The organism is Mycobacterium sp. NTMscope_MAC_12, assembly GCF_976985675.1.
The window spans coordinates 4,754,468-4,776,425 of record NZ_CDRJYY010000001.1 but is presented as its reverse complement, the minus strand read 5'-3'; the positions used below and the strand labels follow the sequence as shown (position 1 = coordinate 4,776,425).

21 protein-coding genes, 1 pseudogene and 1 riboswitch are annotated in these 21,958 nt (G+C 69.8%); of the genes and pseudogenes, 11 read left to right on the top strand and 11 right to left on the bottom strand.

The genetic code is table 11. The annotated features are described in order from the left end of the window. Positions 1-59: 59 nt before the first annotated feature. Positions 60-1,700 carry a phosphomethylpyrimidine synthase ThiC gene (gene thiC / locus AC0KS4_RS22135; RefSeq protein WP_238956957.1) on the bottom strand — a complete coding sequence of 547 codons (1,641 nt, stop codon included), beginning with the start codon at positions 1,698-1,700 and terminating at the stop codon, positions 60-62. After that, a riboswitch (TPP riboswitch) is annotated at positions 1,692-1,802 on the bottom strand. (Overlaps the previous gene by 9 nt.) A gap of 103 nt (positions 1,803-1,905) precedes the next feature. Between thiC and AC0KS4_RS22130 the strand changes: the two genes are divergently transcribed. Continuing rightward, positions 1,906-2,589, top strand: a complete 684-nt coding sequence (locus AC0KS4_RS22130; protein WP_238956956.1) for a PAS and ANTAR domain-containing protein — start codon at positions 1,906-1,908, stop codon at positions 2,587-2,589. 48 nt (positions 2,590-2,637) lie between these two features. Here the strand turns inward: AC0KS4_RS22130 and AC0KS4_RS22125 are convergent, their stop codons facing one another. Continuing rightward, on the bottom strand, positions 2,638-2,913 hold the full coding sequence (locus AC0KS4_RS22125; RefSeq protein ID WP_225328419.1) for a hypothetical protein: 276 nt from the start codon (positions 2,911-2,913) through the stop codon (positions 2,638-2,640). Positions 2,914-2,976: 63 nt separating this feature from the next. On the opposite strand from AC0KS4_RS22125, the pseudogene AC0KS4_RS22120 reads away from it, so the two are divergent. Continuing rightward, positions 2,977-3,054, top strand: a pseudogene (locus tag AC0KS4_RS22120) (hypothetical protein); the annotation flags it as partial. Here the strand turns inward: AC0KS4_RS22120 and AC0KS4_RS22115 are convergent. The 5 genes from AC0KS4_RS22115 to AC0KS4_RS22095 form a co-directional block, all read right to left on the bottom strand. After that, complete coding sequence (locus AC0KS4_RS22115; protein ID WP_238956955.1) at positions 3,035-7,465, bottom strand: cation-translocating P-type ATPase; 4,431 nt, start codon at positions 7,463-7,465, stop codon at positions 3,035-3,037. The pseudogene AC0KS4_RS22120 and the gene AC0KS4_RS22115 overlap by 20 nt on opposite strands. A gap of 33 nt (positions 7,466-7,498) precedes the next feature. Beyond that, the gene (locus AC0KS4_RS22110; RefSeq protein WP_225328434.1) at positions 7,499-7,972 is read right to left on the bottom strand and encodes a hypothetical protein; all 474 of its coding nucleotides are present in this window, start codon (positions 7,970-7,972) and stop codon (positions 7,499-7,501) included. Between the two features lie 127 nt (positions 7,973-8,099). Next, on the bottom strand, positions 8,100-8,906 hold the full coding sequence (locus AC0KS4_RS22105; protein WP_225328433.1) for an exodeoxyribonuclease III: 807 nt from the start codon (positions 8,904-8,906) through the stop codon (positions 8,100-8,102). Positions 8,907-9,006: 100 nt separating this feature from the next. Next, the gene (locus AC0KS4_RS22100; protein ID WP_238956954.1) at positions 9,007-9,903 is read right to left on the bottom strand and encodes an N-acetylglutamate synthase, CG3035 family; all 897 of its coding nucleotides are present in this window, start codon (positions 9,901-9,903) and stop codon (positions 9,007-9,009) included. After that, on the bottom strand, positions 9,903-10,496 hold the full coding sequence (locus AC0KS4_RS22095; RefSeq protein WP_238956953.1) for a peptide deformylase: 594 nt from the start codon (positions 10,494-10,496) through the stop codon (positions 9,903-9,905). The genes AC0KS4_RS22100 and AC0KS4_RS22095 overlap by 1 nt, the downstream gene beginning before the upstream one ends. Positions 10,497-10,699: 203 nt before the next feature. Here AC0KS4_RS22095 and AC0KS4_RS22090 point away from each other — a divergent pair, with 203 nt between their 5' ends. The 7 genes from AC0KS4_RS22090 to AC0KS4_RS22060 all read left to right on the top strand — a co-directional run bounded on the left by AC0KS4_RS22090 (position 10,700) and on the right by AC0KS4_RS22060 (position 15,880). Further along, positions 10,700-11,008 carry a DUF3263 domain-containing protein gene (locus AC0KS4_RS22090; protein ID WP_007768412.1) on the top strand — a complete coding sequence of 103 codons (309 nt, stop codon included), beginning with the start codon at positions 10,700-10,702 and terminating at the stop codon, positions 11,006-11,008. 19 nt (positions 11,009-11,027) lie between these two features. Next, positions 11,028-11,501, top strand: a complete 474-nt coding sequence (locus AC0KS4_RS22085; RefSeq protein WP_238956952.1) for a LytR C-terminal domain-containing protein — start codon at positions 11,028-11,030, stop codon at positions 11,499-11,501. A 77-nt stretch (positions 11,502-11,578) separates the two neighbouring features. Next, positions 11,579-12,262 (top strand): superoxide dismutase[Cu-Zn], encoded by a 684-nt coding sequence (gene sodC / locus AC0KS4_RS22080; protein ID WP_238956951.1) that lies wholly within the window; start codon positions 11,579-11,581, stop codon positions 12,260-12,262. Next, a complete protein-coding gene (locus tag AC0KS4_RS22075) occupies positions 12,252-13,382 on the top strand; it encodes a glutamate--cysteine ligase (RefSeq protein ID WP_238956950.1) in 1,131 nt (376 codons plus the stop codon). Before sodC ends, AC0KS4_RS22075 begins: the two co-directional genes overlap by 11 nt. After that, positions 13,382-14,020 (top strand): LON peptidase substrate-binding domain-containing protein, encoded by a 639-nt coding sequence (locus AC0KS4_RS22070; RefSeq protein ID WP_238956949.1) that lies wholly within the window; start codon positions 13,382-13,384, stop codon positions 14,018-14,020. The genes AC0KS4_RS22075 and AC0KS4_RS22070 overlap by 1 nt, the downstream gene beginning before the upstream one ends. A 22-nt stretch (positions 14,021-14,042) precedes the next feature. Beyond that, positions 14,043-15,065 (top strand): TIGR03617 family F420-dependent LLM class oxidoreductase, encoded by a 1,023-nt coding sequence (locus tag AC0KS4_RS22065; RefSeq protein ID WP_238956948.1) that lies wholly within the window; start codon positions 14,043-14,045, stop codon positions 15,063-15,065. After that, positions 15,062-15,880 (top strand): enoyl-CoA hydratase-related protein, encoded by an 819-nt coding sequence (locus AC0KS4_RS22060; RefSeq protein WP_238956947.1) that lies wholly within the window; start codon positions 15,062-15,064, stop codon positions 15,878-15,880. The genes AC0KS4_RS22065 and AC0KS4_RS22060 overlap by 4 nt, the downstream gene beginning before the upstream one ends. Positions 15,881-15,885: 5 nt before the next feature. On the opposite strand, the gene AC0KS4_RS22055 is transcribed toward AC0KS4_RS22060, so the two are convergent. Continuing rightward, positions 15,886-16,806: an SDR family NAD(P)-dependent oxidoreductase gene (locus tag AC0KS4_RS22055; RefSeq protein WP_238956946.1), complete on the bottom strand. Its 921-nt coding sequence runs from the start codon at positions 16,804-16,806 to the stop codon at positions 15,886-15,888. A gap of 109 nt (positions 16,807-16,915) precedes the next feature. Here AC0KS4_RS22055 and AC0KS4_RS22050 point away from each other — a divergent pair, with 109 nt between their 5' ends. After that, on the top strand, positions 16,916-18,292 hold the full coding sequence (locus tag AC0KS4_RS22050) for a tetratricopeptide repeat protein (protein WP_238956945.1): 1,377 nt from the start codon (positions 16,916-16,918) through the stop codon (positions 18,290-18,292). Here AC0KS4_RS22050 and AC0KS4_RS22045 read toward each other — a convergent pair. After that, complete coding sequence (locus AC0KS4_RS22045; RefSeq protein WP_238956944.1) at positions 18,234-18,797, bottom strand: hypothetical protein; 564 nt, start codon at positions 18,795-18,797, stop codon at positions 18,234-18,236. The two genes, AC0KS4_RS22050 and AC0KS4_RS22045, sit on opposite strands and share 59 nt — an antisense overlap. Continuing rightward, a complete protein-coding gene (locus AC0KS4_RS22040; protein WP_238956943.1) occupies positions 18,794-19,183 on the bottom strand; it encodes a hypothetical protein in 390 nt (129 codons plus the stop codon). Before AC0KS4_RS22040 ends, AC0KS4_RS22045 begins: the two co-directional genes overlap by 4 nt. 21 nt (positions 19,184-19,204) lie before the next feature. Here AC0KS4_RS22040 and AC0KS4_RS22035 point away from each other — a divergent pair, with 21 nt between their 5' ends. Continuing rightward, positions 19,205-19,801 carry a TetR/AcrR family transcriptional regulator gene (locus AC0KS4_RS22035; RefSeq protein ID WP_238956942.1) on the top strand — a complete coding sequence of 199 codons (597 nt, stop codon included), beginning with the start codon at positions 19,205-19,207 and terminating at the stop codon, positions 19,799-19,801. Here the strand turns inward: AC0KS4_RS22035 and AC0KS4_RS22030 are convergent. Continuing rightward, positions 19,775-21,946 carry an AAA family ATPase gene (locus AC0KS4_RS22030; RefSeq protein ID WP_238957401.1) on the bottom strand — a complete coding sequence of 724 codons (2,172 nt, stop codon included), beginning with the start codon at positions 21,944-21,946 and terminating at the stop codon, positions 19,775-19,777. The two genes, AC0KS4_RS22035 and AC0KS4_RS22030, sit on opposite strands and share 27 nt — an antisense overlap. Positions 21,947-21,958 lie beyond the last annotated feature (12 nt).

Here is a 21,958-nt window from a genome sequence, read left to right as displayed (position 1 = left end):
CTTCGCCGCGCTTGCGATCGCCACCGCCGCGCTTGCGATCGCCGCGTCCGCGGTTGCGGTCACTGCTGTGCCAGCGGCAGATACACCCGGTTGCCGTGCTCCGCGAACTCGCGAGACTTCTCCGCCATGCCCTCGGACACGGCCGCCTCGATCGCTTCCTCGCTGTCCAGGCCGTGCTTGGCGGCGTAGTCGCGGACGTCCTGGGTGATGCGCATCGAGCAGAACTTCGGCCCGCACATCGAGCAGAAGTGCGCGGTCTTGGCGGGTTCGGCGGGCAGCGTCTCGTCGTGGTATTCCCGCGCGGTGTCGGGATCCAGTGACAGGGCGAACTGGTCGTTCCAGCGGAACTCGAAGCGCGCCGTGCTCAGGGCGTTGTCGCGCTCCTGGGCGTGCGGGTGTCCCTTGGCCAGATCGCCGGCGTGCGCGGCGATCTTGTAGGCGATCACCCCGTCCTTGACGTCCTTGCGGTCCGGCAGGCCCAGGTGCTCCTTGGGCGTCACGTAGCACAGCATCGCGGTGCCGGCCTGGGCGATGATGGCCGCGCCGATCGCCGAGGTGATGTGGTCGTAGGCCGGCGCGATGTCGGTGGCCAGCGGGCCCAGCGTGTAGAACGGGGCCTCCTCGCACCACTCCTCTTCCAGCCGCACGTTCTCGACGATCTTGTGCATCGGGACATGGCCCGGGCCCTCGATCATCACTTGCACGCCATGGGATTTCGCGATCTTGGTCAGCTCGCCGAGGGTGCGCAGCTCGGCGAACTGCGCGGCGTCGTTGGCGTCGGCGATCGAGCCCGGCCGCAGCCCGTCGCCAAGGGAGAACGTGACGTCGTAGCGGGCGAAGATCTCGCAGAGTTCGTCGAAGTTGGTGTACAGGAACGATTCCCGGTGATGAGCCAGGCACCATGCCGCCATGATCGAGCCGCCGCGGGACACGATGCCGGTGACACGCTTGGCGGTCAGCGGCACGTAGCGCAGCAGCACACCGGCGTGCACGGTCATGTAGTCCACACCCTGCTCGCACTGCTCGATCACGGTGTCGCGGTAGATCTCCCACGTCAGCTCGGTCGGGTCGCCCTTGACCTTTTCCAGCGCCTGGTAGATCGGCACGGTGCCGACGGGCACCGGCGAGTTGCGCATGATCCACTCGCGGGTTTCGTGGATGTTCTTGCCGGTGGACAGGTCCATGATGGTGTCCGCGCCCCACCGGGTCGCCCACACCATCTTGTCGACCTCCTCGGCGATCGACGACGTCACCGCCGAGTTGCCGATGTTCGCGTTGACCTTGGTCGCAAACGCCTTGCCGATGATCATCGGCTCGATCTCGGGGTGGTTGTGGTTGGCCGGGATCACCGCGCGCCCTCGGGCGACCTCGTCGCGCACCAACTCGGCGGGCATGCCCTCGCGCGCGGCGATGAACGCCATCTCCGCGGTGATCTCGCCCGCACGGGCGCGCTGCGACTGGGTGCCGCGATCGCGCACCACCCCCGGCCGCGCCGGCAGCCCGGCCGTCAGGTCGATCGTCGCGTCCGGATCGGTGTAGGGGCCCGAAGTGTCGTAAAGATCGAAGTGATCGCCATTGGACAGGTCCACCCGGCGGAACGGAACCCGTCCGCCGGCCACATCGCGATAGATCTTGTGGCTGCCCGCAATCGGGCCGGTGGTCACGGACGGTGCAGCGGTTCCCGATAGGGTCTCGGTCATTTTTCATCTCCCTACGCCGGCATTACCCGGTCAGGTTCGTACGGTCGACGGCCCCGAGCCGTCCTCTCAGCGCACTCGGCATGCGCTCCCGCGTTGATGGATGGGTCCGCACGCGACGTTACCCCCACCCCGGACCGCATGGCAGGGCGACGGCCCTTCTTCCGGGGCGGTAGCCGAGGACGTCCCCGAGTGGAAGGATGCAAACGTGCAAGCTGGAGAGCCGTCCACCAACGGCGAGGGCGCGCGATCCGGTGGGCCGGGCGAATACCTGAATATCGGCACCTTCCGGTTCTGGTTCGTGGGCCAACGCTGGGAATGGTCCGACGAGGTGGCCCGCATGCACGGCTATGAACCGCAGGACGTGGAGCCGACGACTCAACTGTTGTTGTCGCACAAGCATCCCGAGGACCGCGCGCATGTCCAGGAGTTGCTGGACTACGCCCTGCGGTCGGAAGGGTCGTTCTCGAGCCGGCACCGATTCCTCGACACCGCGGGCACGGTGCACGACGCGATCGTCGTCGCCGACCGCATGGTGGACGAGTCGGGCGCCGTGCTGGGCACCGAGGGCTATTACATCGACCTCACCGACACGCTCGACGAGGCCCGGCAAGAGGTGCTCGACGAGGCGCTGCCGGATCTGGTCGAGAGCCGCGCGGCCATCGAACAGGCCAAAGGCGTGCTGATGTCCGTCTACCGGATCAGCGCGCAACAGGCCTTCCGCGTGCTGCAGTGGCGCTCGCAAGACACCAACGTGAAACTGCGTGCGCTGGCCAAGCAGCTGCTCGACGAGATGGCCACCCTGCCGGCGCCGCCGGGCGCGATGCAAAGCCAGTTCGATCATTTGCTGCTGACCGTGCACGAAAGGATTTCGCCCGAGCCCGCTGACTAGGATCTCGACGTCGGCGAAAGGCACGAACTTGTCGGCGGCGTTACGAGGCTAGACCTCCTCCATCGCCTCGCCGAGCTCCTCGAGGAGCTTGTTGTGGTGATTGCTCGCCAGCAGGTGTCCGGCGGCGATCACCACGGCCACCGGCCAGTCGATGAGTTCGAGGGCCGCCAGGGCGGCCAGCCCCCCGAAGTAGGCCAGCTGCTCGGGCCGGGGGATCTCCACCTGGCCGATCGCCGGCAGGTTCACCACAAAGGTTTCGCCCTCGCGGATCTTGTCCACCGCATCGCGCTGGGACGTCTCGCGCCGCGACTTCTTTTCCGCCATCATTTGCCTTTCAGTAACGAAGGGTTTCCCGCCTCGCCGGTTCGCGCGTACAACGTCGGACCTATGTCGACGATGACCGACACCGGGGGCGATCCGCTAGTTTCGTCGATTGCTTCGGTGCTCAGGGTGCCGTTACTGGAACTCTATGCGCTGTTGTGGCGCGTCGGGGTGGTCGAGATTCGAAACCCTGAGCGGGAGGCTCGGCGAGATCCGCCGGCGGCTCGGGGTCTGATTTGTCCGGACCCGTCAGCGCACGCGACAGCACGCCGGTCGCGACCGTCGCCACCGCGGCGGCGCCCAGGCCCTGGGCCCAGCCGAACGGTCCGAGCGGCGTACACCCGAGCAGCTGGCTGACGCCCGGCGTGCTGATCAGGACCCCCACCAGCCCGAGCGAACCGAGCGCGGTGAGCACCACCAGCGGGGCCTGAGACTCGACCAGCGTCTGGCCCAGTTCGGTCCCCACCAGCGCGACCAGCGCGACGGTCGAGGCGCGTTGCGGACTACTCAGCGGACCGGTCAGGCCCGCCATCGCCCACGCGGCCGTCGTCGCCGCCGCCGTGGTGACGCCGCGAATGGCGACCGCCTGCCACAACGCGGCCTGATCCGCGCCGCGCAACCGCGGGTCGATCGGGCCGCTGGGCTTACTGACCGCGAGCGCGGCGGCCGGCAGCGCGTCGGTCATCGTGTTGACCAGCAGCAGCTGGCGCGTGTTCAGGGGCGACGTGCCGGTGATCGCGCTGCCGATGATCGCGAAGATCACCTCGCCGGCGTTGCCGCCGAGCAGCACCGACACCGCCGCCTGCACCCGCCGCCACAGCTGGTGGCCTTCCCGGATGGCCTCCATGAGCGCGTCGATCCGGCCGTCGACCAGCACCACGTCGGCGACCAGGTGCGCCGGATCGCTGCCATGGGCGACCACGCCGATGCCGACCGTGGCGGCCCGGATGGCGGCCGCGTCGTTGGCCCCGTCGCCGACCATCGCCGTCCGCACGTCCGCGTTCTCGAGCGCTTGGACAACCTGAACCTTGTTCTCCGGCGTCATGCGGGCGAAGATCACCCGCTCCGCCGCGACGCGCTCCTGGTCCTTGCGCGACAAGGCCTCCCATTCGGCGCCGCTGATGACCTGATCGGCGGTCACGTTGAGCCCCAGCTCGGCGGCGATGGCCTTGGCGGTGATCGGATGGTCACCGGTGATCAGCTTCACGCCCACCCCGAGGCCGCCGAGGTCGGCGAGCAATTTCGCGGCCTCGGCGCGCGGGGTGTCGGACAGGCCGAGGAAGCCGGTCAACGTCAGCCCGCTGGTGCAGTACTCGGCGATGTCATCGGGGTTTTCCGCGATCGCCCGGGCCTGTTGGGCGGTCAGCTCGCGGCGCGCCACCGCGATGACGCGCAGGCCGCCGGCGGCGAGTTCGGCGACCGTGCCTTCCATCGCGCCGCTCTCCCCGCAGGCGGCCAGGACCACTTCGGGCGCGCCCTTGACGGTCAGCTCGGTGCCGGTCACCGAGGCGGAGAACGACCTGCCGGAGCGGAACGGCAGGTGCGCGGTCGGCGGTGTGGACGGCGAGCCGTCGACGTCCGCACCGGCCTCGACGATGGCGACATCGGTGGCGTGCACCTGGGTGGCGCCGTTCGTCACCGGTGCGGCGTGCACGGCGCAGCGCAGCACCTCCTCGCGCGAGTACCCGGCCGCGGGATGGACCTGCGAGACGCGGAGGCGGTTTTCGCTGAGCGTCCCGGTCTTGTCGAAGCACACCACCTCGATGCGGCCGAGCGCCTCCACCGAGCGCGGAACCCGCACCAGCGCACCGAATTTCGTCAGCCGTCGCGCCGACGACGCCTGGGCCAGCGTGGCCACCAGCGGCATTCCCTCGGGAACCGCGGCGACCGCGATGGCGATGGCGCTGCCCACCGCGTGCTGCAGGGGGAGGCGGCGCAACAGCCCGAGCGCACCGACCAGCGCGCCGCCGGTGATGCTCACCGGAAGTGCCTTGGTGGTGAGCTGGCCGAGTTGGTGCTGCAGGCCGATGTCGGAGGACAGCTCGCCCGAGATGAGGTCGGCGGCGCGGCGCTGCTGGGTGTCGGGCCCGACCGCGGTCACCAGCGCCACCGCGGTGCCCGCCACCACGGTGGTCCCGGCGAACACCATGCAGCGCCGCTCGGCGAGCGGCGCCCCGGGCGTCGCCTCGACCTGCTTTTCCACCGACAGCGATTCGCCGGTGAGGCTCGACTCGTCGACCTCGACGTCGACCTCTTCGATGACGCGGGCGTCGGCGGGCACCACCTCATGGGTGCGCACCTCGATGACGTCGCCGGGCCGCAGTCGCGCGGCGTCGACGAGCGTGTACGTCCGCGCGCCGTCCGGGCCGGTGACGACCTTTCGGGCGGGCGGAGTCTGTTGGGCCAGTAGGTAACTCAACCGCTTCTCGGCGCGCAGCCGCTGCGCGGCGGCCAGTATCGAGTTTCCGGTCAACACGGTCCCGACCAACATCGCATCGACCGGCGAGCCGAGCACCGCGCTGGCCGCCGAGCCGAGCGCCATCACCGGCGTCAGCGGGTCGGACAATTCGGCGCGCACCGCCTTGGCGAGCTGCCAGACCGCCTGCGCGGGCGTCTCCGCCAGCCGCAGGGCGGCGGGGGTGTCTCGCTCCGTCGGGACGGGCGGCGCGGAATCCTGCGCGGGCAAGGTGTTTCGGACCTGCTCGACCGACATCGCATGCCATTCGTGCGTGGCCGCCGGCCGCGGGGTGTCCGCGCCCAGGACCCCGCGGGCGAGCAGATACCCCGAGAGCAGACCGGCCGCCGCGCCGACGTTCACCGTTTCGGATCCGAGGTTGCCCCGCACACCCGGGATCATGAACAGCGACCCCATCGCGGTCGCGCCCGCCGAAATCCCGATGCCGCGCTGGATCGCGGCGTTGGCCGCGGGCAGCGCGTGCACCACCCGCCAGACGGCCGCCAGGTCCGGCAACAGCAGATCGGCGTTCCACAGCGGGGCGCCGCCGCGCGCGGGCAGCACGCCCAGCGCCAGGTGTGCCAACGAAATGGCTTGTGCCGCAGACGATGACAGCACGGCCACCGTGCGGCCGGCCTCCTGCAGGTCGCCCACCGCGGCGGCCAGCGCGTCGTCGATGGATTTGTCGGTCCCGCTCTTCAGCGGCCGGACGTCGTCGAACGCCGGTCGCAACTCGTCGAGCGACTCGTGGTCGACCGACACCAGTTGCGCCCCGGCGCGGTTGGCCTCGCCGACCACGGCTGAGGCCAGCGGATCGTGGGCGGGCAGGAACAACGCCTCGACCGGCGCGTCGGGCCGCCTGCCCGAAATCCCGGGCACCTTGCGCCAGCCGGGGCGCAGGCCGCTGTTCTCCAGCATGAGCTGGGCGCGACTCCACGCCGCGGGCAGCTCGCTGTCGTCCGCGCCGCGGATGCGGGCCACCCGCAACGTGTCGGTACACAACACGCGGGGGTCGATGACGATCGTGTCGACCTTGTTCAGCCGGCGCAGGCTTTCCGGCCGCAACGGCAACACCGAGTGTCGCTCGGCCAGGCCGCGGCCCAGCGTCGCCGCGAACGCCTCGGGGGTGGTCCGGTTGGCTTTGGGGGTGGTCACCTGCACCGCGGTGGCGGCCATGTTCAGGTTGCGGGTGCCGGCGCCGATCGCGCCGGCGCTGAGCGCCTGGAGGAGGGCGAAACGATTGGGAGCACGTTCCATGCCCCTCGACGGCTGCGGCCGCGGCGACCGGGGGGTCAGCGGTTGGTCGGCGTGGCGCGCCAGCTCGGGTTCATGCTGCTCCCACGCTCGCGCCTCGGCACGGCACTCGGCGACCTTCAGCGACTGCATCGTCAGCCCCAGCGACAGCGACGTCGGCGACTGGGAAAGCGTCTGACTGGTCGCCTGAACCAGCGTCATCACGGTGTCGGTGGCGGGGCCGCCGATCCGGTCTTCGAGCCGGCGGCGCAGCCAGGGCTGATAGTCGAAGAACGTGATGCTCGCGGCGATGGTGACCGGCAGCCGGGGCAACCGCGTCGCCCGGCCGAAGAGCGCCACGCCCAACCCGGCGGCATTGGCGGCCACGGTGAGCGCCCTGGTCGCCAGCACCAGGCCGTCGCCTGGCAGGCTCGCCGACGTTGTCACGGTTTGGTCGGCGTCGTATGTTGGCGCACAACGGTTTTCGGATTCCTCGACGATGCGGCAGAGGTCGCTCAGCGAAGTGTCCGGGTCGTCGAGGTCCACGACCACCCGCGACAGGGGATGATTCAGCTTTGCTGAAGCCACGCCGGGATGGGCCAGGATCGCCTCGAGCACGGCCGGGCCGAGTCGGCCGTCGGGCGCGCCGGACAGGCCGCGCACTTCGATCCACGCGCGGCCGTTGCCGCGCCAGCAATGCCGGCGCAACGTGGCGCGGGAGAGTTCGCCGGAGAGCACCTTGGCTCCCTCGCGCAAGGGGATCGTCGCGACTTCGATACCGGTTTCGATGCCGGCTCGCGCCAGTCCGGTTGTCGCCTGTAGGCCCGCAGAAATCATTCGCGACGGCAACGACCGTCGCAGAGACATTGTGATACTCAAGAGTTCAGTAAGGATTCCGTGTCAGTTGGTGCTGCGCAGCGTGGCGCTGCCGGCGCGGCGGCCGGTGGCCTTCTTGGCCGGTTTTCTGGCGGCCGCCCGTTTGGTGGGGGCCTTTTGCGGCGGCGATTTTTGCGTCTGGGGCGCGGGTTCGGGCTTGGTCGGCACCGTCGTCAGCTTTGCCCTGGCCGGCGGGGCCGACTCCTTCTGTTGGCGGGCGATGCGCTGCAACACCAGCGCGCCGCCGCCGACCGCCAGCAGCACCGGCCACTCGATCAGGCCGATGGCGCCGAGCGCTCCCAGGCCCACCGCGGCGGCCGTCGTCGATTTGCTGCCCTTGCTGATGCCCTGCTGAATGCCGTCCGCGGCGCCCTTGATGCCGCCGACGACACCGTTCACCGCCGCGCCGCCGACCGCGCCGGCGGTGGAGGTGGTGACCGATGCCGCACGATTCAGTGTTCGCCCCACGCTGCGAACCGCTCCGTCGACGACACCCATGTTGACTCCCTGGCCCAATTTCGTATTCATGCAATTCGCGTTCGCTGTTTTCATGTATACCGTGGATCGCACAGTAGAGGGGATCTACGGAATTGCGCTGCCAGTTAGCCTACGCCGGGTCGCAGCGTCAGTCGACGCGCACATCGACGAGCACGGGCGCGTGATCGCTCGCGGCTTTTCCCTTGCGTTCCTCGCGGTCGATCCGCGCGTCGGTCACGCGACTCGCCAATGCCGGTGAGCCCAGGATGAAGTCGATGCGCATGCCCTGCCGCTTCGGGAATCGTAGCCGGGTGTAGTCCCAATACGTGTAGACGCCGGGCCCCGGCGCGAAAGGCCGTACGACGTCGGTGAATTGCGCCTCGACGATGGCGTTGAACGCGCGGCGCTCCGGCGCGGAGACGTGGGTGGCGCCGGCATAGAACTCCATGCTCCACACGTCGTCGTCCTGCGGGGCGATATTCCAGTCGCCGGCCAGCGCGATCGCGGCGGCGGGATCGTCGCGTAGCCACCGTTGCGCCGAATCACGCAGGGCAGCAAGCCAATCGAGCTTATAGGCGTAGTGGGGATCGCCCAGCGCGCGGCCGTTGGGAACGTAGAGGCTCCACAGCCGCACGCCGCCGCAGGTGGCGGCGAGGGCGCGGGCCTCCGCGACGGCGGCGACCTCCGGCTTGCCGCTCCAGGTCGGCTGGCCGTCGAATCCGATCTGCACGTCGTCGAGGCCGACGCGTGAGACGATCGCCACGCCGTTCCACTGGTTGAAACCGACATGGGCGACCTCGTAGCCGAGTTCGAAGAACGGCAGGGTCGGGAACTGGCTGTCGGAGCATTTGGTCTCCTGCATGGCCAGCACGTCGACGTCGGCGCGGGCCAGCCAGTCGACGACGCGGGGCAGGCGGGAGCGGATCGAATTCACGTTCCAGGTGGCAAGCCGCAGGCGCGGCGATCGCAAGGGCGGCGAAGCCGGGCGCAGCGGGTCGCCGCCATCGACCAGGTCGCCGTCATCAACCGCATCGGGCATGGGATCAGACGGTATCTCAGGTGCCCCGTCGGACCGGGAAGTAGCGGCGGTGATGGTGCAACCGGAAACCCAGCCACCCGGTGTCGGCCTCGGCGTCGGGGACGGCGACGTAGCCGCGCGTCGCGCCGCGACCGGCGCCCCACACCAGCAGCGCTTCGCACACGGCCGTTGCGGCCCGGTCGTCGTCGCCGCGGATCGCCGACAGCCCGACCCAGCGCGCGCCGTCGGGCGCATCGGTCATCGCGGCACGCGCGACCGCCGCGCCGTCCAGGGTCCCGAACATGAGTTCGCCGTCGCTGATCGCGGTGAGCACGTCGACGTCGACGTCGCGCCCGTATGCCCGCAGCCAGGCGTCGTCCGGGCGCGCCGACAGGGCGACGGACGCGTCGGGTTCGCGCGCCGCCAGGTCGGACACGTCGCGCACCAGGACGCTCTCGGGCTGCTCACCCGTCGAACCGGTCGGCACCGACAACAGGCGATCGGGTATGGCCAGTCGCGGTGACAGGCCGCGGCGCTCATACCAGTCCACGATCGCGGGCACGGAACTCAGGCGGGCCGAAAGGTCCAGCGGCACCGCCGAATTGGCGGTGAGTTCGGTGCCCTTGCCGGTTGGGGGGCCTGCCCGCAGCAGCCACCCCTGAAGCCAGGCGTGCTCGACGCCGGGCCAGGCCATGGCCGCCGCGTGCTCGAGCGCCCGGATATCCGAGGTGCGCACCGGGGCGAAGGTCAGCACCCGCAGCATGACCACATCGGCGGGCGAACATTCGACGACCGCACCCGTTTTCGTCCGCAGCCGCACCACCGGGTCGACCGCCAGCAGGTGTCCCACCGCGTCGGTCAACGGCGGCACCGACCCCTGCGCGCGCCGGTAACGAACCATCACCCGGGTACCCAGGGCCGGCCACGAGATCATCAGTGGCCGAACGGGTCCGGTCCCTCGCCGGGCATCCAGGAGAGGCCGGGAACGCCCCAGTTGTGGGATTTGACGGCCCGTTTCGCGCTGCGGGCGTGCCGGCCGACGAGGCGGTCCAGGTACAGGAACCCGTCCAGGTGCCCGGTCTCGTGTTGCAGCATCCGGGCGAACAGGTCGTTGCCCTCGAGGGTGACCGGGCTGCCGTCGGCGTCGAGCCCGGTGACCCGGGCCCACTTGGCCCGGCCGGTGGGAAAGGACTCGCCGGGGACGGACAGGCAGCCCTCGTCGTCGTTATCCGGGTCGGGCATGGTCTCGGGTACTTCGGAGGTTTCCAGGACCGGGTTGACGACGACGCCGCGCCGGCGCTCGGTGCGCCCTCGTTCGTCGGCGCAGTCGTAGACGAAGACCCGCAAGCCGACCCCGATCTGGTTGGCCGCCAGCCCCACCCCGTGCGCGGCGTCCATGGTGTCGTACAGGTCGGCGATCAACGCGGACAGCTCCGCGGGCAGCGAACCGTCGGCAGCGACGGGCACCGGTTTCGTCGGGGTATGCAGGACGGGATCTCCCACAATGCGGATCGGAACGACTGCCATGGTCGGCTAAGCTACCGCACGCCCGTGGGCTGTTCAGCCGCCGATCTTCGGGGGTGGGCAATTCGGTCAATCGGCCGACTCGCGGGTCTGGATGACGGCTTGAGGGTTTGGGGCGTGTTTCAATATTCGCCGAAAGACGCGCTTAGCTAAGTCAAGTCATTCGAGCAGTTCGGAATTCGCCGAAAGGGTCCAGGGGAATCAATATGGACAGCGCCATGGCGCGGGCAAATCGATCGGGGGACGATTCTGAGATCGCCGATGGCCTTACCCGCCGCGAGCACGACATCCTGGCCTTCGAACGCCAGTGGTGGAAGTTCGCCGGTGTGAAGGAAGACGCCATCAAGGAGTTGTTCTCGATGTCGGCGACGCGGTACTACCAGGTGCTCAACGCGCTCGTGGACCGGCCTGAGGCGCTGGCGGCCGACCCGATGCTGGTGAAACGGCTGCGCCGGCTGCGCGCCAGCAGGCAGAAGGCACGTGCGGCGCGGCGTCTCGGCTTCGAGGTGACCTGACTCGTTACAGTAGGGCTCGATGAAAGAACGAGTTCCCGACTCCACTGGGCTGCCCCTCCGGGCGATGGTGATGGTGCTGTTGTTCCTCGGCGTCATTTTCCTGCTGCTCGGTTGGCAGGCCCTCGGCACCTCCGGGAGCTCTGACGACGATTCGGCGTCGCCGGTACCCAGTTCGACCGCCACCACGTCCGCCACGTCGACGAGCAGCAAGCCGGCGGCCGCCCAGGCCGACGTGCAGGTCTACAACATCTCCTCGAAAGAGGGCGTCGCCGCGCGCACCCGAGACCAGCTGACGTCCGCCGGATTCAAGGTCACCAAGGTCGACAACATGGCCGTGCCCGACGTCTCGTCCACCACGGTCTACTACACCGACGCCGACGACGAGCGCGCCACCGCCGACGCGGTCGGCAAGAACCTGGGCGCGCCCGTCGAACCGCGAATTCCCGCGCTGAGCTCAGAGCCGCCGGGTGTCATCGTCCTCGTCGCGGGCTGAGTACGCGCCGGGTTTGATTGCCCGCCTCCTCAGCGAGCCGTTCCGGCTCGCATCGTCACCGGGCTAGGCTGCTGGCTATGCCGAAGCTGCCTCCCCCTCTGGTTCTGGCCGGATGTGTCGCGCTGCTGGGTGCCTGTTCGTCGCCCGAGCACGCCGCGTCGGTTCCGGGCACCACGCCCGCGATCTGGACCGGGTCGCCGTCGCCGTCGGGCGCCAAAGGCGCGGAGGCCAGGCCCGCGGAGGTGCCGACCGTCACCACGCATCTGAAGGCGCCGGACGGCACCCAGGTCGCGATCGCGAAATTCGAATTCAACAACGGCTACGCGACGGTCACCATCGAGACGACCGCCAACGGTGTGCTCGCGCCCGGCTTTCACGGCGTGCACATCCACAAGGTGGGCAAGTGTGAGCCCAACTCCGTCGCCCCGAACGGCGGTGCGCCCGGGGACTTCCTGTCCGCGGGTGGCCACTTCCAGGTTCCCGGACACGCCGCCGAACCCGCCAGCGGAGACCTGACCTCGCTGCAGGTCCGCAAGGACGGCTCCGGGACATTGGTGACCACCACCGACGCGTTCGCCATGGAGGACCTGCTCACCGGGCAGAAGACCGTGATCATCATTCACGCCGGCGCGGACAACTTCGCCAACATCCCGGCGGAGCGCTACAACCAGACCAACGGAACACCGGGCCCGGACGACATGACGATGAGCACCGGTGACGCCGGCAAGCGGGTGGCCTGCGGTGTCATCGGTGCCGGCTAGAAGGCGTGACGCGCGCATCGATTTCGCCCGGTCGTCGCGGCCGACCATCGGGGTGGAGTGGGAGTTCGCGCTCGTCGACGCGCAGACCCGCGACCTGAGCAACGAGGCCACCGCGGTGATCGCCGAGATCGGCGAAAACCCGCGCGTGCACAAGGAATTGCTACGCAACACCGTCGAAGTGGTCACCGGCATCTGCCAGTCCGCCGGCGAGGCGATGGAAGACCTGCGCCAAACCCTCGGCCCCGCGCGCCGCATCGTGCGGGATCGGGGCATGGAGCTGTTCTGCGCCGGCGCACATCCGTTCGCGCAGTGGACCACCCAGAAGCTCACCGCCGGCGCGCGCTATGCCGAGCTGATCAAGCGCACCCAGTGGTGGGGACGGCAGATGCTGATCTGGGGTGTGCACGTGCACGTCGGGATTTCCTCGCCGAACAAGGTGATGCCGATCATGACGTCGCTGCTGAACTACTACCCGCACCTGTTGGCGCTGTCGGCGTCCTCACCGTGGTGGACCGGCGTGGACACCGGCTACGCCAGCAACCGGGCCATGATGTTTCAGCAGCTGCCCACCGCCGGGCTGCCGTTCCAGTTCCAGACCTGGTCGGAGTTCGAGGGGTTCGTCTACGACCAGAAGAAGACCGGCATCATCGACCACGTCGACGAAGTCCGTTGGGACATCAGGCCTTCCCCGCACCTGGGCACCATCGAGATGCGGATCTGCGACGGCGTGTCCAACCTGCGGGAGCTGGGCGCGCTGGTCGCGCTAACCCATTGCCTGGTGGTCGATTTGGACCGCAGGCTCGAAGCCGACGAGTCGTTGCCCAGCATGCCGCCGTGGCACAACCAGGAGAACAAGTGGCGCGCGGCGCGCTACGGCCTGGACGCGGTGATCATCCTGGACGCCGACAGCAACGAGCGGTTGGTCACCGAGGATCTCGATGACGTGCTGACCCGGCTGGAGCCGGTCGCGAAGAAGTTGAACTGCGTCGACGAGCTGACCGCGGTGGCGGAGATCCCCCGGCAGGGCGCCTCCTACCAGCGGCAGCGCCGGGTGGCCGAGGAACACGACGGCGACCTGCGCGCGGTCGTCGACGCGTTGGTGTCCGAGCTGGAGATCTGATGACGGAACCCGTTGAGCTGGCGATGTTTCCGCTCGAGTCGGCGCTGTTGCCCGACCAGGAGCTGCCGCTGCGGATCTTCGAGCCCCGCTACGGCGCGCTGGTGCGGCACTGCATGGCAACCGGCGACCCGTTCGGGGTGGTGCTGATCTCGCGGGGGCGCGAGGTGGGCGGCGGTGATGCGCGTTGCGACGTCGGCGTGATGTCGCGGATCACCGAATGCGTCGACCAGGGCGCGGGCCGGTACGCGCTGCATTGCCGGACCGGGGACCGGATCCGGGTGCGCGAATGGCTGCCCGACGATCCCTACCCGCGGGCGCGGATCACGCCGTGGCCCGACGAACCGGGGCCCGAGGTTTCGCCGGCCCAACTGCTCGACGTCGAAGACCGCGCGGTGGCCTTGTTCGAGCGGATCGCGCAGGCGCGCGGGATCACCCTGCCGGGTCGCGAGGTGCTGTTGGGTCAGCGCGCGGGGCGCCCGGCGGGGGAGCGCCTGTTCGCGTTGGCCTCGCGCATCCCGATCGGCACGGCCGACCGCTACACGGTGCTCGCGGCCCCGACGGCCGCCGAACGCCTCGCCGCGCTGCGCGAAGCTGTCGACGCGATCGCCGAGGTGGTCGAGTTTCAGCTCTCCGAATAATACTGCGCGACAGGAGCATACGATGAAGGTTCACCTCCAGGTGGACGGTTCACCGGCGGGCGCGGCGGCAAGCGCCGCCGACATCGCCGCGACGGGTGCGGATGGCCTGTTCACGTTCGAAGGCCAGCACGATGTCTTCTTCCCGCTGCTCCTCGCCGCCGGCGCGACCGGCCTGGACCTGATGACGAACGTGGCGATCGCCCCGCCGCGCAGCCCGTTGCACCTGGCGCACGCCGCCTACGATCTGCAGTGCTACAGCGGCGGGCGGTTCCGCCTCGGCCTCGGCTCACAGATCAAGGTGCACATCGAAAAGCGTTACGGCAGTAAGTGGGACAGTCCCGCGGCCCGGATGGCCGAGGCCATTGCGGCGATCAAGGCCATCTTCGACGCCTGGGAAGGCCAGGGCCGCTTGGACTTTCGTGGCGAGTTCTACACGCACACCGTGATGGCGCCGAACTTCAACCCCGGCCCCAACCCGTTCGGCCCGCCGCCGGTGCTGCTGGGCGCGCTGGGCCCGGTGATGACCCGCACCGCGGCCGAGGTCGCCGACGGTCTGTTAATGATGCCGTTCAACAGCGCCCGCCACTTCGCCGAACGCACCGTTCCCGCGATCGGCGAGGGGCTGCGCCGTTCGGGGCGGGAGTCCGGCGAGTTCACCATCATCGCCCAGGCCATGGTCGCCGTCGGCCGCGACGAGGCCGATCTGGCGGCCGCGGTCAACGGGGTGGCGACCCTCATCGCGTTCTACGGGTCGACGCCGGCCTACCTGCCCGTGCTGCAGGTCGAGGGCTGGGCCGACGTCCAGCCGGAGCTCAACGCGCTGTCCAAGCAGGGCCGCTTCGCCGAGATGCGCCGGCTGATCAGCGACGAAATGGTGGCCCGGATCGGGATCGTCGGCACGCCCGAGGAATGCGCACAACAGATCGCCGCGCGGTTCGGCCGGCACGCCGGGGAGGTGTGCTGCTACTTCCCCGGCTACACCCCGCGCGACGCCGACATCGCCGACCTGATCGGCGCCGTGCAGCGGGCGCCGGCCCTGCCATGAGCGATGACCTGACGGTCGAAATCGACTCGGGCGTGGCGATACTCACGCTCAACCGGCCCGATCATCTCAACGCCTACACCGCCGAGATGGGCGCGCTGCTGAGCCGGGCTTATCGGGATTGCGACGGCGACGACGACGTGCGGGCCATCGTGGTGACCGGAGCGGGACGCGCTTTCTGCGCCGGCGCGGACTTTTCCACCGCCGCAAGCCCGTTTGACGCGCCCGCCGCCGACGGCACGTTCTCGGCGTCGCCGATCACCCCGGCCGCGTTCGAATTGCGTAAGCCGGTGATCGCCGCGGTCAACGGGCACGCCATCGGAATCGGGCTGACGATCGCGTTGCAGGCCGACATTCGCGTCGTCGCCGAGGACGCCAAATACGGTGTGGTGCAGGTCCGCCGGGGCGTGATCCCCGACTGCATGGCGCACTGGACGCTCACCCAGCTGACCACCCTGGGGGTGGCCGCCGACATCCTGCTCACCGGGCGGACGTTCGGCGGGGCCGAGGCCGTGACGCTCGGGGTCGCCACGCGGGCCCTGCCCGCCGAGCGGGTGCTCGAGCACGCGCTGACGGTGGCCCGCGACATCGCGGTCAACGTGGCGCCGATGTCGGCCGCGCTGTGTAAACGCCTGCTGTGGGACAGCGCGATCCATCACTACACACCGCGGCAGGTCGCCGCGCTGGAAACCCGGTTGCACGAACGGGTGATGGGCGGCGCCGACGCCGGCGAGGGTGTCGCCGCCTTCCTGGAGCGCCGCCCACCGAATTTCACCGCGCGGCTGTCGCGGGATTGGTTGCCGCTTCCCGATCCGTGACCGAGTCACCGTGTGGCGCAAAGTCTTTCGGAGAGTCCCCACAGTTGGGCCGCGCGCCGCCCGTCGCGGGCATGCGGCGCGGCCTCCCCGATCCCGCAGTCTTCCAGGTAGAGGCCGCCCCGCCCGGCCAGCTCGGGGCTGACCGCGGCCCACACCTGCGTCGCCGCGCCGTGTTCGGGCATGACGAAATCGAGGAAGCCGTCGGAGGGTTCGCGGCTGGTTTCGGCGACGAGGCGGCGCAGCCGCGAGAAGTCCGCGCGCGACATGTACCGCGCGAGCGAGGTGGCCACGGTGCCCGGATGCACGGCGTAGGCGCGGATTCCCGCGTCGCGCAGGCGCCGGTCGGCTTCGACCGCGTGCAGGACGTTCGCCGTCTTGGAGGCGCCGTAGGCGGCGAACTTGTCGTATTCGCGACGCTCCCAGTTGGGGTCGTCGACGTCGACGTCACCCATCACGTGGCCGCCGGAGGACAGGATCACCACCCGGGCGCCGTCGGCGGCGGCAAGGCGGGGGACGAGCAGCCGGGTGAGCTCGAAATGCCCGAAATGATTTGTCCCGATTTGCAGTTCGAAGCCGTCCCGGGTCCGGCCAAATGGCGTGAACATGACGCCGGCGTTGTTCATCAACACGTCGACGATCGGCGTGATGTCGGCGATCGCGCTGGCCGCCGCACGCACGCTGGACAGGTCGGTGAGGTCGAGCGAGACCGTCGACGTCCGGGCGGCCGGAACCTCGGCCGCGATCCACCGGGCGGTCTCCGCCAGCGCGTCGGGGTTGCGGGCGGCCAGGATGACGTGTGCCCCCGCGGCGGCCAGCGCCCGCGCCGACTCGCGGCCCAGCCCCGACGACGCCCCGGTGATCACACATGTCTTGCCGGACAGGTCGATTCCCTCGACGATCTGCAGGGCCGTTGGACGCTCGGTCATGCGGACCAACCTATCGCCGTGGCTTGTTCGCGGCTGCAAAATCTTAACCGCCGGTGACTGGCGGCGCGGGCACGGGAGCCGGAGACTGGCATGACGAAAAGGAGTGCACATGACTGACGGCCCAGATCAACCCGCCGACGCGGGCGATCCCGTGGTACGCGCCAACACGGAATGGCGCTCGGCGCTTGCCACATTCGGGCCCCATCACGAGTCAACCCTGACCGCGCTGCTCGCGCTGGCGTCGGCGCGCTGGACGGCCGGGGACAGCCTCGGTGCCGTCCACGACGCGAGCCAGGTACTGGCCGTCAGGCGCGAAACACTCGGAGACGAACATCCCTCCACCCTTGGCGTGGCGGGGCTGGTCGCGATCTGGCGCTACCACCGCGGGGACGAGGGCAGCGTCGATGAGCTGCGCGAGCTCGTCCCGGTGATGACGCGGGTACTCGGCGTCGAGCACGCGGACACGTTATGGGCTACCCACACATTGGCCACGGCCGAGGATGCCGGCGGTGATCCCGCCGGTCGGCTGCTGCGCTGGGTGCAGTTATGCGGTGCCGAGACACGGGTCTTCGGCCCCCGTAACGAATTAGCCTTGTCCGCCGCCTACGGGGTGGCCCTGGCCCGCCACGACCTCGGGGACCCCTTCGGGGCCAGCACCGACGCGCTGATTGTCGTCGGCTACCGCCGGCGACTGCTCGGCGAACACCATCCCCACACCCTGGCCGCGCAACTGTCGCGGCTGACGTGGCTGGGTGAGGCCGAGGGTATCAACGCTCACACCCTCAACGAGTTCGATGCGCTGATCGTCGCCCTGCAAAACACGCTCGGTCACGACCACGAGCACACGCTGATCGCCCGCTACAACCGCGCTGCATGGACGCCGGAGACGGCCAACGAAATCGAGCGAATTTCCGAATGGGAGGTCCTGGCTGAGGATCTCGTGCGTGTTCTCGGTGAACAGCATCCAATGGCAACGGGTGCCGGCGAAAAACTCGGAGCAGCCCGCGCCGAATGGGAAGACAGCGTCAACGAGACGCGCAACATTGCTTTCGATCTGTTCGTCGACGCCGAATCCGAAGACCGCGACATCGATGTCGTGCCCGGCCGGGACTGGATGAACCCGGGCAATCTCGACGACGACGCCCTGGCCAAAGTCGCCGAAGACGCCGACGAACAACGCTCGGAGCGCGAAGACCTCATGGAACACGCGGTGGAAGTGAAACGGGCGCTCGCCCGCAGCGCCCGCACGCTGGGGAACGATCACATCGAAACCTTGCAATGGAGGTACTACCTCGCCTGGTGGCTATGGAACGGCCACGAATTCGACCCGGCCGCCGCGCGTACCCGAAAGCTCATCGATGACGGTGTTCGTGTGCTCGGCGAGGACCACCCACTCATCGATGCGACGCGGACCCTCGACTCCCACATCACCAACCGCGTCTGGAGCGGGTTGAGCCCGTTCTGGGATGGGAGCGCGCTGGTGTGAGAGAGGGAAACCGGCGGCGGTCAGCTTCGGTCTCGGACAGTGACTTCAGGGTGAGCAACTGCTTGCGCATCATCACCAGGTCCCCCAGCGCCAGGGCGTGAGCGAACAGCCGAGGCCCGGCGAACAACACGCGCGCATGCAGCCGCGAGCCCGCCCCGTCGGGCCGGATCGCATACGTGACGGCGACACCCTTGGACCGCAACGTGATCTGCCGGCCGCCGAGAAACGACCGCAACACAAAGATGGTCATGAATCGCTGCCCGACTTCGAGGCGCGTCAGCTCCGGGTCGCGTCGGCGTGGGCTGCGGCGGCCGAGATTATCCAGGCTGTCGTAGCTGTACGGCGCCACACGCAACTGGCACAACCAACCGAACACGATCGACGGTGGCGCGGCGATGCTGATCGCGCGGTCCGCCCGGACGCCGGCCGAGGGCAGGAGACCGTCGCAGGGCAGTGGTGTCGTTCGCTCCCCGGGCCTGACCCCCCACGCCAGGCCCGGTGTCACGGGACCGACGCCCTGCGTGAACTGGCCTTCGCCGCAATGCGTTTCAGCGTGCGCCGCACGACGACGCGGTGCGCGCCGGTGCCGATGACGAGCGCCCGATACGCCTTCCCGTAAATGCCCGGGAAGGCCGCCCAGGTCGCCGCGCGCAGCCGGGTGCGTCCGTCGAGCTCGTCCAGCTCGAACACCCACCGGTAGACCGCGAACCAGTGGCGGCCCTTCAGTGCGAACCGCGCCGGTGCGCGCGCTTCGTCCAGGACGAAGCCGACCGGCACGGTCGTCGGGTCCTGCGGGTCGCGGCACATCACCCGCAGCAGCGCCGACCACGTGTCTGCGCGGTGTGCGTCGATCGTTATGGCATGCTCGTCGATATAGGGTAACCGTTCCATATAGAAGGACTGTACTAGATCATGGCGCCTCCGCGGAAGCATGAAACCGATGTGATCCTCGACGCCGCCCGGGCGCTGGTGCTCGGCGGCGGACCGCGCGCGGCCAGCGTGGCCGCGATCGCGAAAACCAGTGGTGCGCCGGCGGGCACGCTGTATCACCGGTTCGGGAACCGCGACGGCATCCTGACGGCGGCGTGGCTGCGCGCGCTGGAACGCTTCCAGGCCCGGGCGCTGGCCGCCGACGGGGAGACGCCGGCAGACACTGCCGTGGCGATGGCGGTGGCCGCCGTCGGCTTCGCGCGCGCCCTGCCCGAGGATGCCCGGCTGTTGTTGACGATCCGGCCGGGCGACCTGCTCGACGACGAACCCGACGCGGCCTTCCGGCAGACGCTTGCCGCGATGAACGCCCCGCTGACCGAGCGGATCGCGGCGTTGGCCCGGCAGCTGTACGGGAACGCCAGGCCGCGTTCCGTCGACGCCGTCGCGCGCGCGGTCGCCGACCTGCCCTACGCGGTGGTGCGGCGCCACGCCCATGACGATCCGATGCCGTCGTGGCTCGAAAAGGACGTCGCGGCCTCGGCGTTGGCGGTGCTAAAGAGCTTTGGCGAAACCCCTTAGCGACTCGACCTGCGCGGGATCCAAAGAGGGACGGACGGTTTCGCACGCGGCCGCGAGGTCGGCCGCCGTCACGTCGGTGGCGTCGATGGATCGGCGCATGGCGGTCAGTGCGGCCTCCCGCAGCAGCGCCACGCAATCGGCGGCGCTGTAGCCGTCGAGCCGGGCGGCCACCTCGTCGAGGTCGACGTCGGCGCTCAGCGGAACCGATTTGCCTGCGGTGCGCAGGATTTCGCGGCGGGCCTCCGCGTCGGGCGGTTCGACAAAGACCAGCCGCTCGAGCCGGCCCGGGCGCAACAGCGCGGGGTCGATGAGATCCGGCCGGTTGGTGGCGCCCAGGACGACGACGTCGCGCAGCGGATCGACGCCGTCGAGCTCGGTCAGCAGCGCGGCCACCACCCGATCGGTGACGCCCGAGTCGAAGCTCTGCCCGCGCCGCGGCGCCAGCGCGTCGACCTCGTCGAGGAAGACCAGCGAGGGCGCCGAGTCCCGGGCGCGCCGAAACAGCTCGCGCACAGCCTTTTCCGAACTGCCCACCCACTTGTCCATCAGCTCGGAGCCCTTGACGGCGTGCACGGACAGCTGCCCGGTGCTGGCCAGCGCGCGCACGACGAAGGTCTTGCCGCAGCCGGGCGGCCCGTACAGCAGCACCCCGCGCGGCGGGTCGACGCCCAGCCGGGCGAAGGTGTCGGGATGCTGCAGCGGCCACAACACGGCCTCGGTCAGCGCTTGCCGGGCCTCGGCCATGTCGCCGACGTCGTCGAGGGTGATGTCGCCGACGCTCACTTCCTCGCTGCCCGAGCGGGACAGCGGCCTGATGACGGTCAGCGCGCCGACCAGGTCCTCCTGGTTGAGCTCGGGGGGACGGCCGTCGGCGCTGGCCCGCGACGCCGCGCGCAGCGCCGCCTCCCGCACCAGCGCGGCCAGGTCGGCGACGACGAAACCCGGTGTGCGTGAGGCGATCTCGTCGAGATCCAGGTCGCTGGCGGGGACGTTTTTGAGCAGCGATTCCAGCAGCGCTTTGCGGGTGGCGGCGTCGGGCAGCGGCAGGCCCAGCTCGCGGTCACACAGGTCGGGGGCCCGGAGCCGGGCATCGAGCTGGTCGGGCCGCGCGGAGGTGGCGATCAGGGCGACGCCCTCGCTGGCCACCGCGGTACGCAGCTCGCCCAGGATCAACGAGGCCACCGGGTCGGCGGCGGCCGGCAGGAGGGCGTCGACGTCGGTGATCAGCAGGACGCCGCCGCCGTCGCGCACCGTCTGCACCGCGGAGGCCACCGCCTTGAGCCGTTCTTCGGCGGCCAGCGCGCCGGCCTCCGGGCCGTCCAGCGTGACCAGCCTGCGGTCGCCGCAGACCGCGCGGACCAGGGTCACCTTGCCCACGCCGGCGGGGCCCGACACCAGCACGCCGAGGTTGGTGCCGGCGCCCAAAGTCTTGAGCAGGTGCGGTTCGTCGAGCGCGAGCTTGAGCCATTCGACGAGCTTGGCGGCCTGCGGCTGGGTGCCTTTGAGTTCCTCGACGACCATCTCCGGCCGGGCGACTTCGACCGAGATCCGCGACGACGTCATCGCGCCGGCCGCGACATCGCCGGCGCCCCAGGTGACCAGCGAGTTGGGCTGCACGCTGACCGGCCCCGCGGGGTCGACACCGGTGACGGTCAACAGCTCCGAGGTCCAGCTGATGCCCACGGCGGTGGCCAGCGCCCGGGTGGCGGCCGAGGTGGACGTGCCGGGTCCCAGGTCGCGGGGCAGCAGCGACACGGCGTCGCCCACCATGACGACCTTGCCGAGCAGGGCCTGGCGCAGCGTGACCGGCGTGATCGACTGGGTGGCCAGCGTCGAGCCGGACAGCGTCACCGATCGCGCGCCGTAGACCGTGACCGCGCCGACGACCACCGCGGACCCCTCCCGCAGCCCCGCGTTCGACAGCGTCACGTCGTCGAGCAGCGCCGTGCCGAACGGCGTGTCCGGGCCGGCGAGGCCCGCGACCGCCGCCGTGGTCCGCGAGCCGATCAGCGAAACGGCGTCCCATTCCCGAATCCCCAGTGCGGCAACGGCACTCGGATGCAACCGGACGACGCCGCGACGGGAGTCGACGGCCGAGGTGTTCAGCCGAGCCGTCAAGGTGAGCTGACGGGACGCGGGATTGATGGCTCCGCTCCT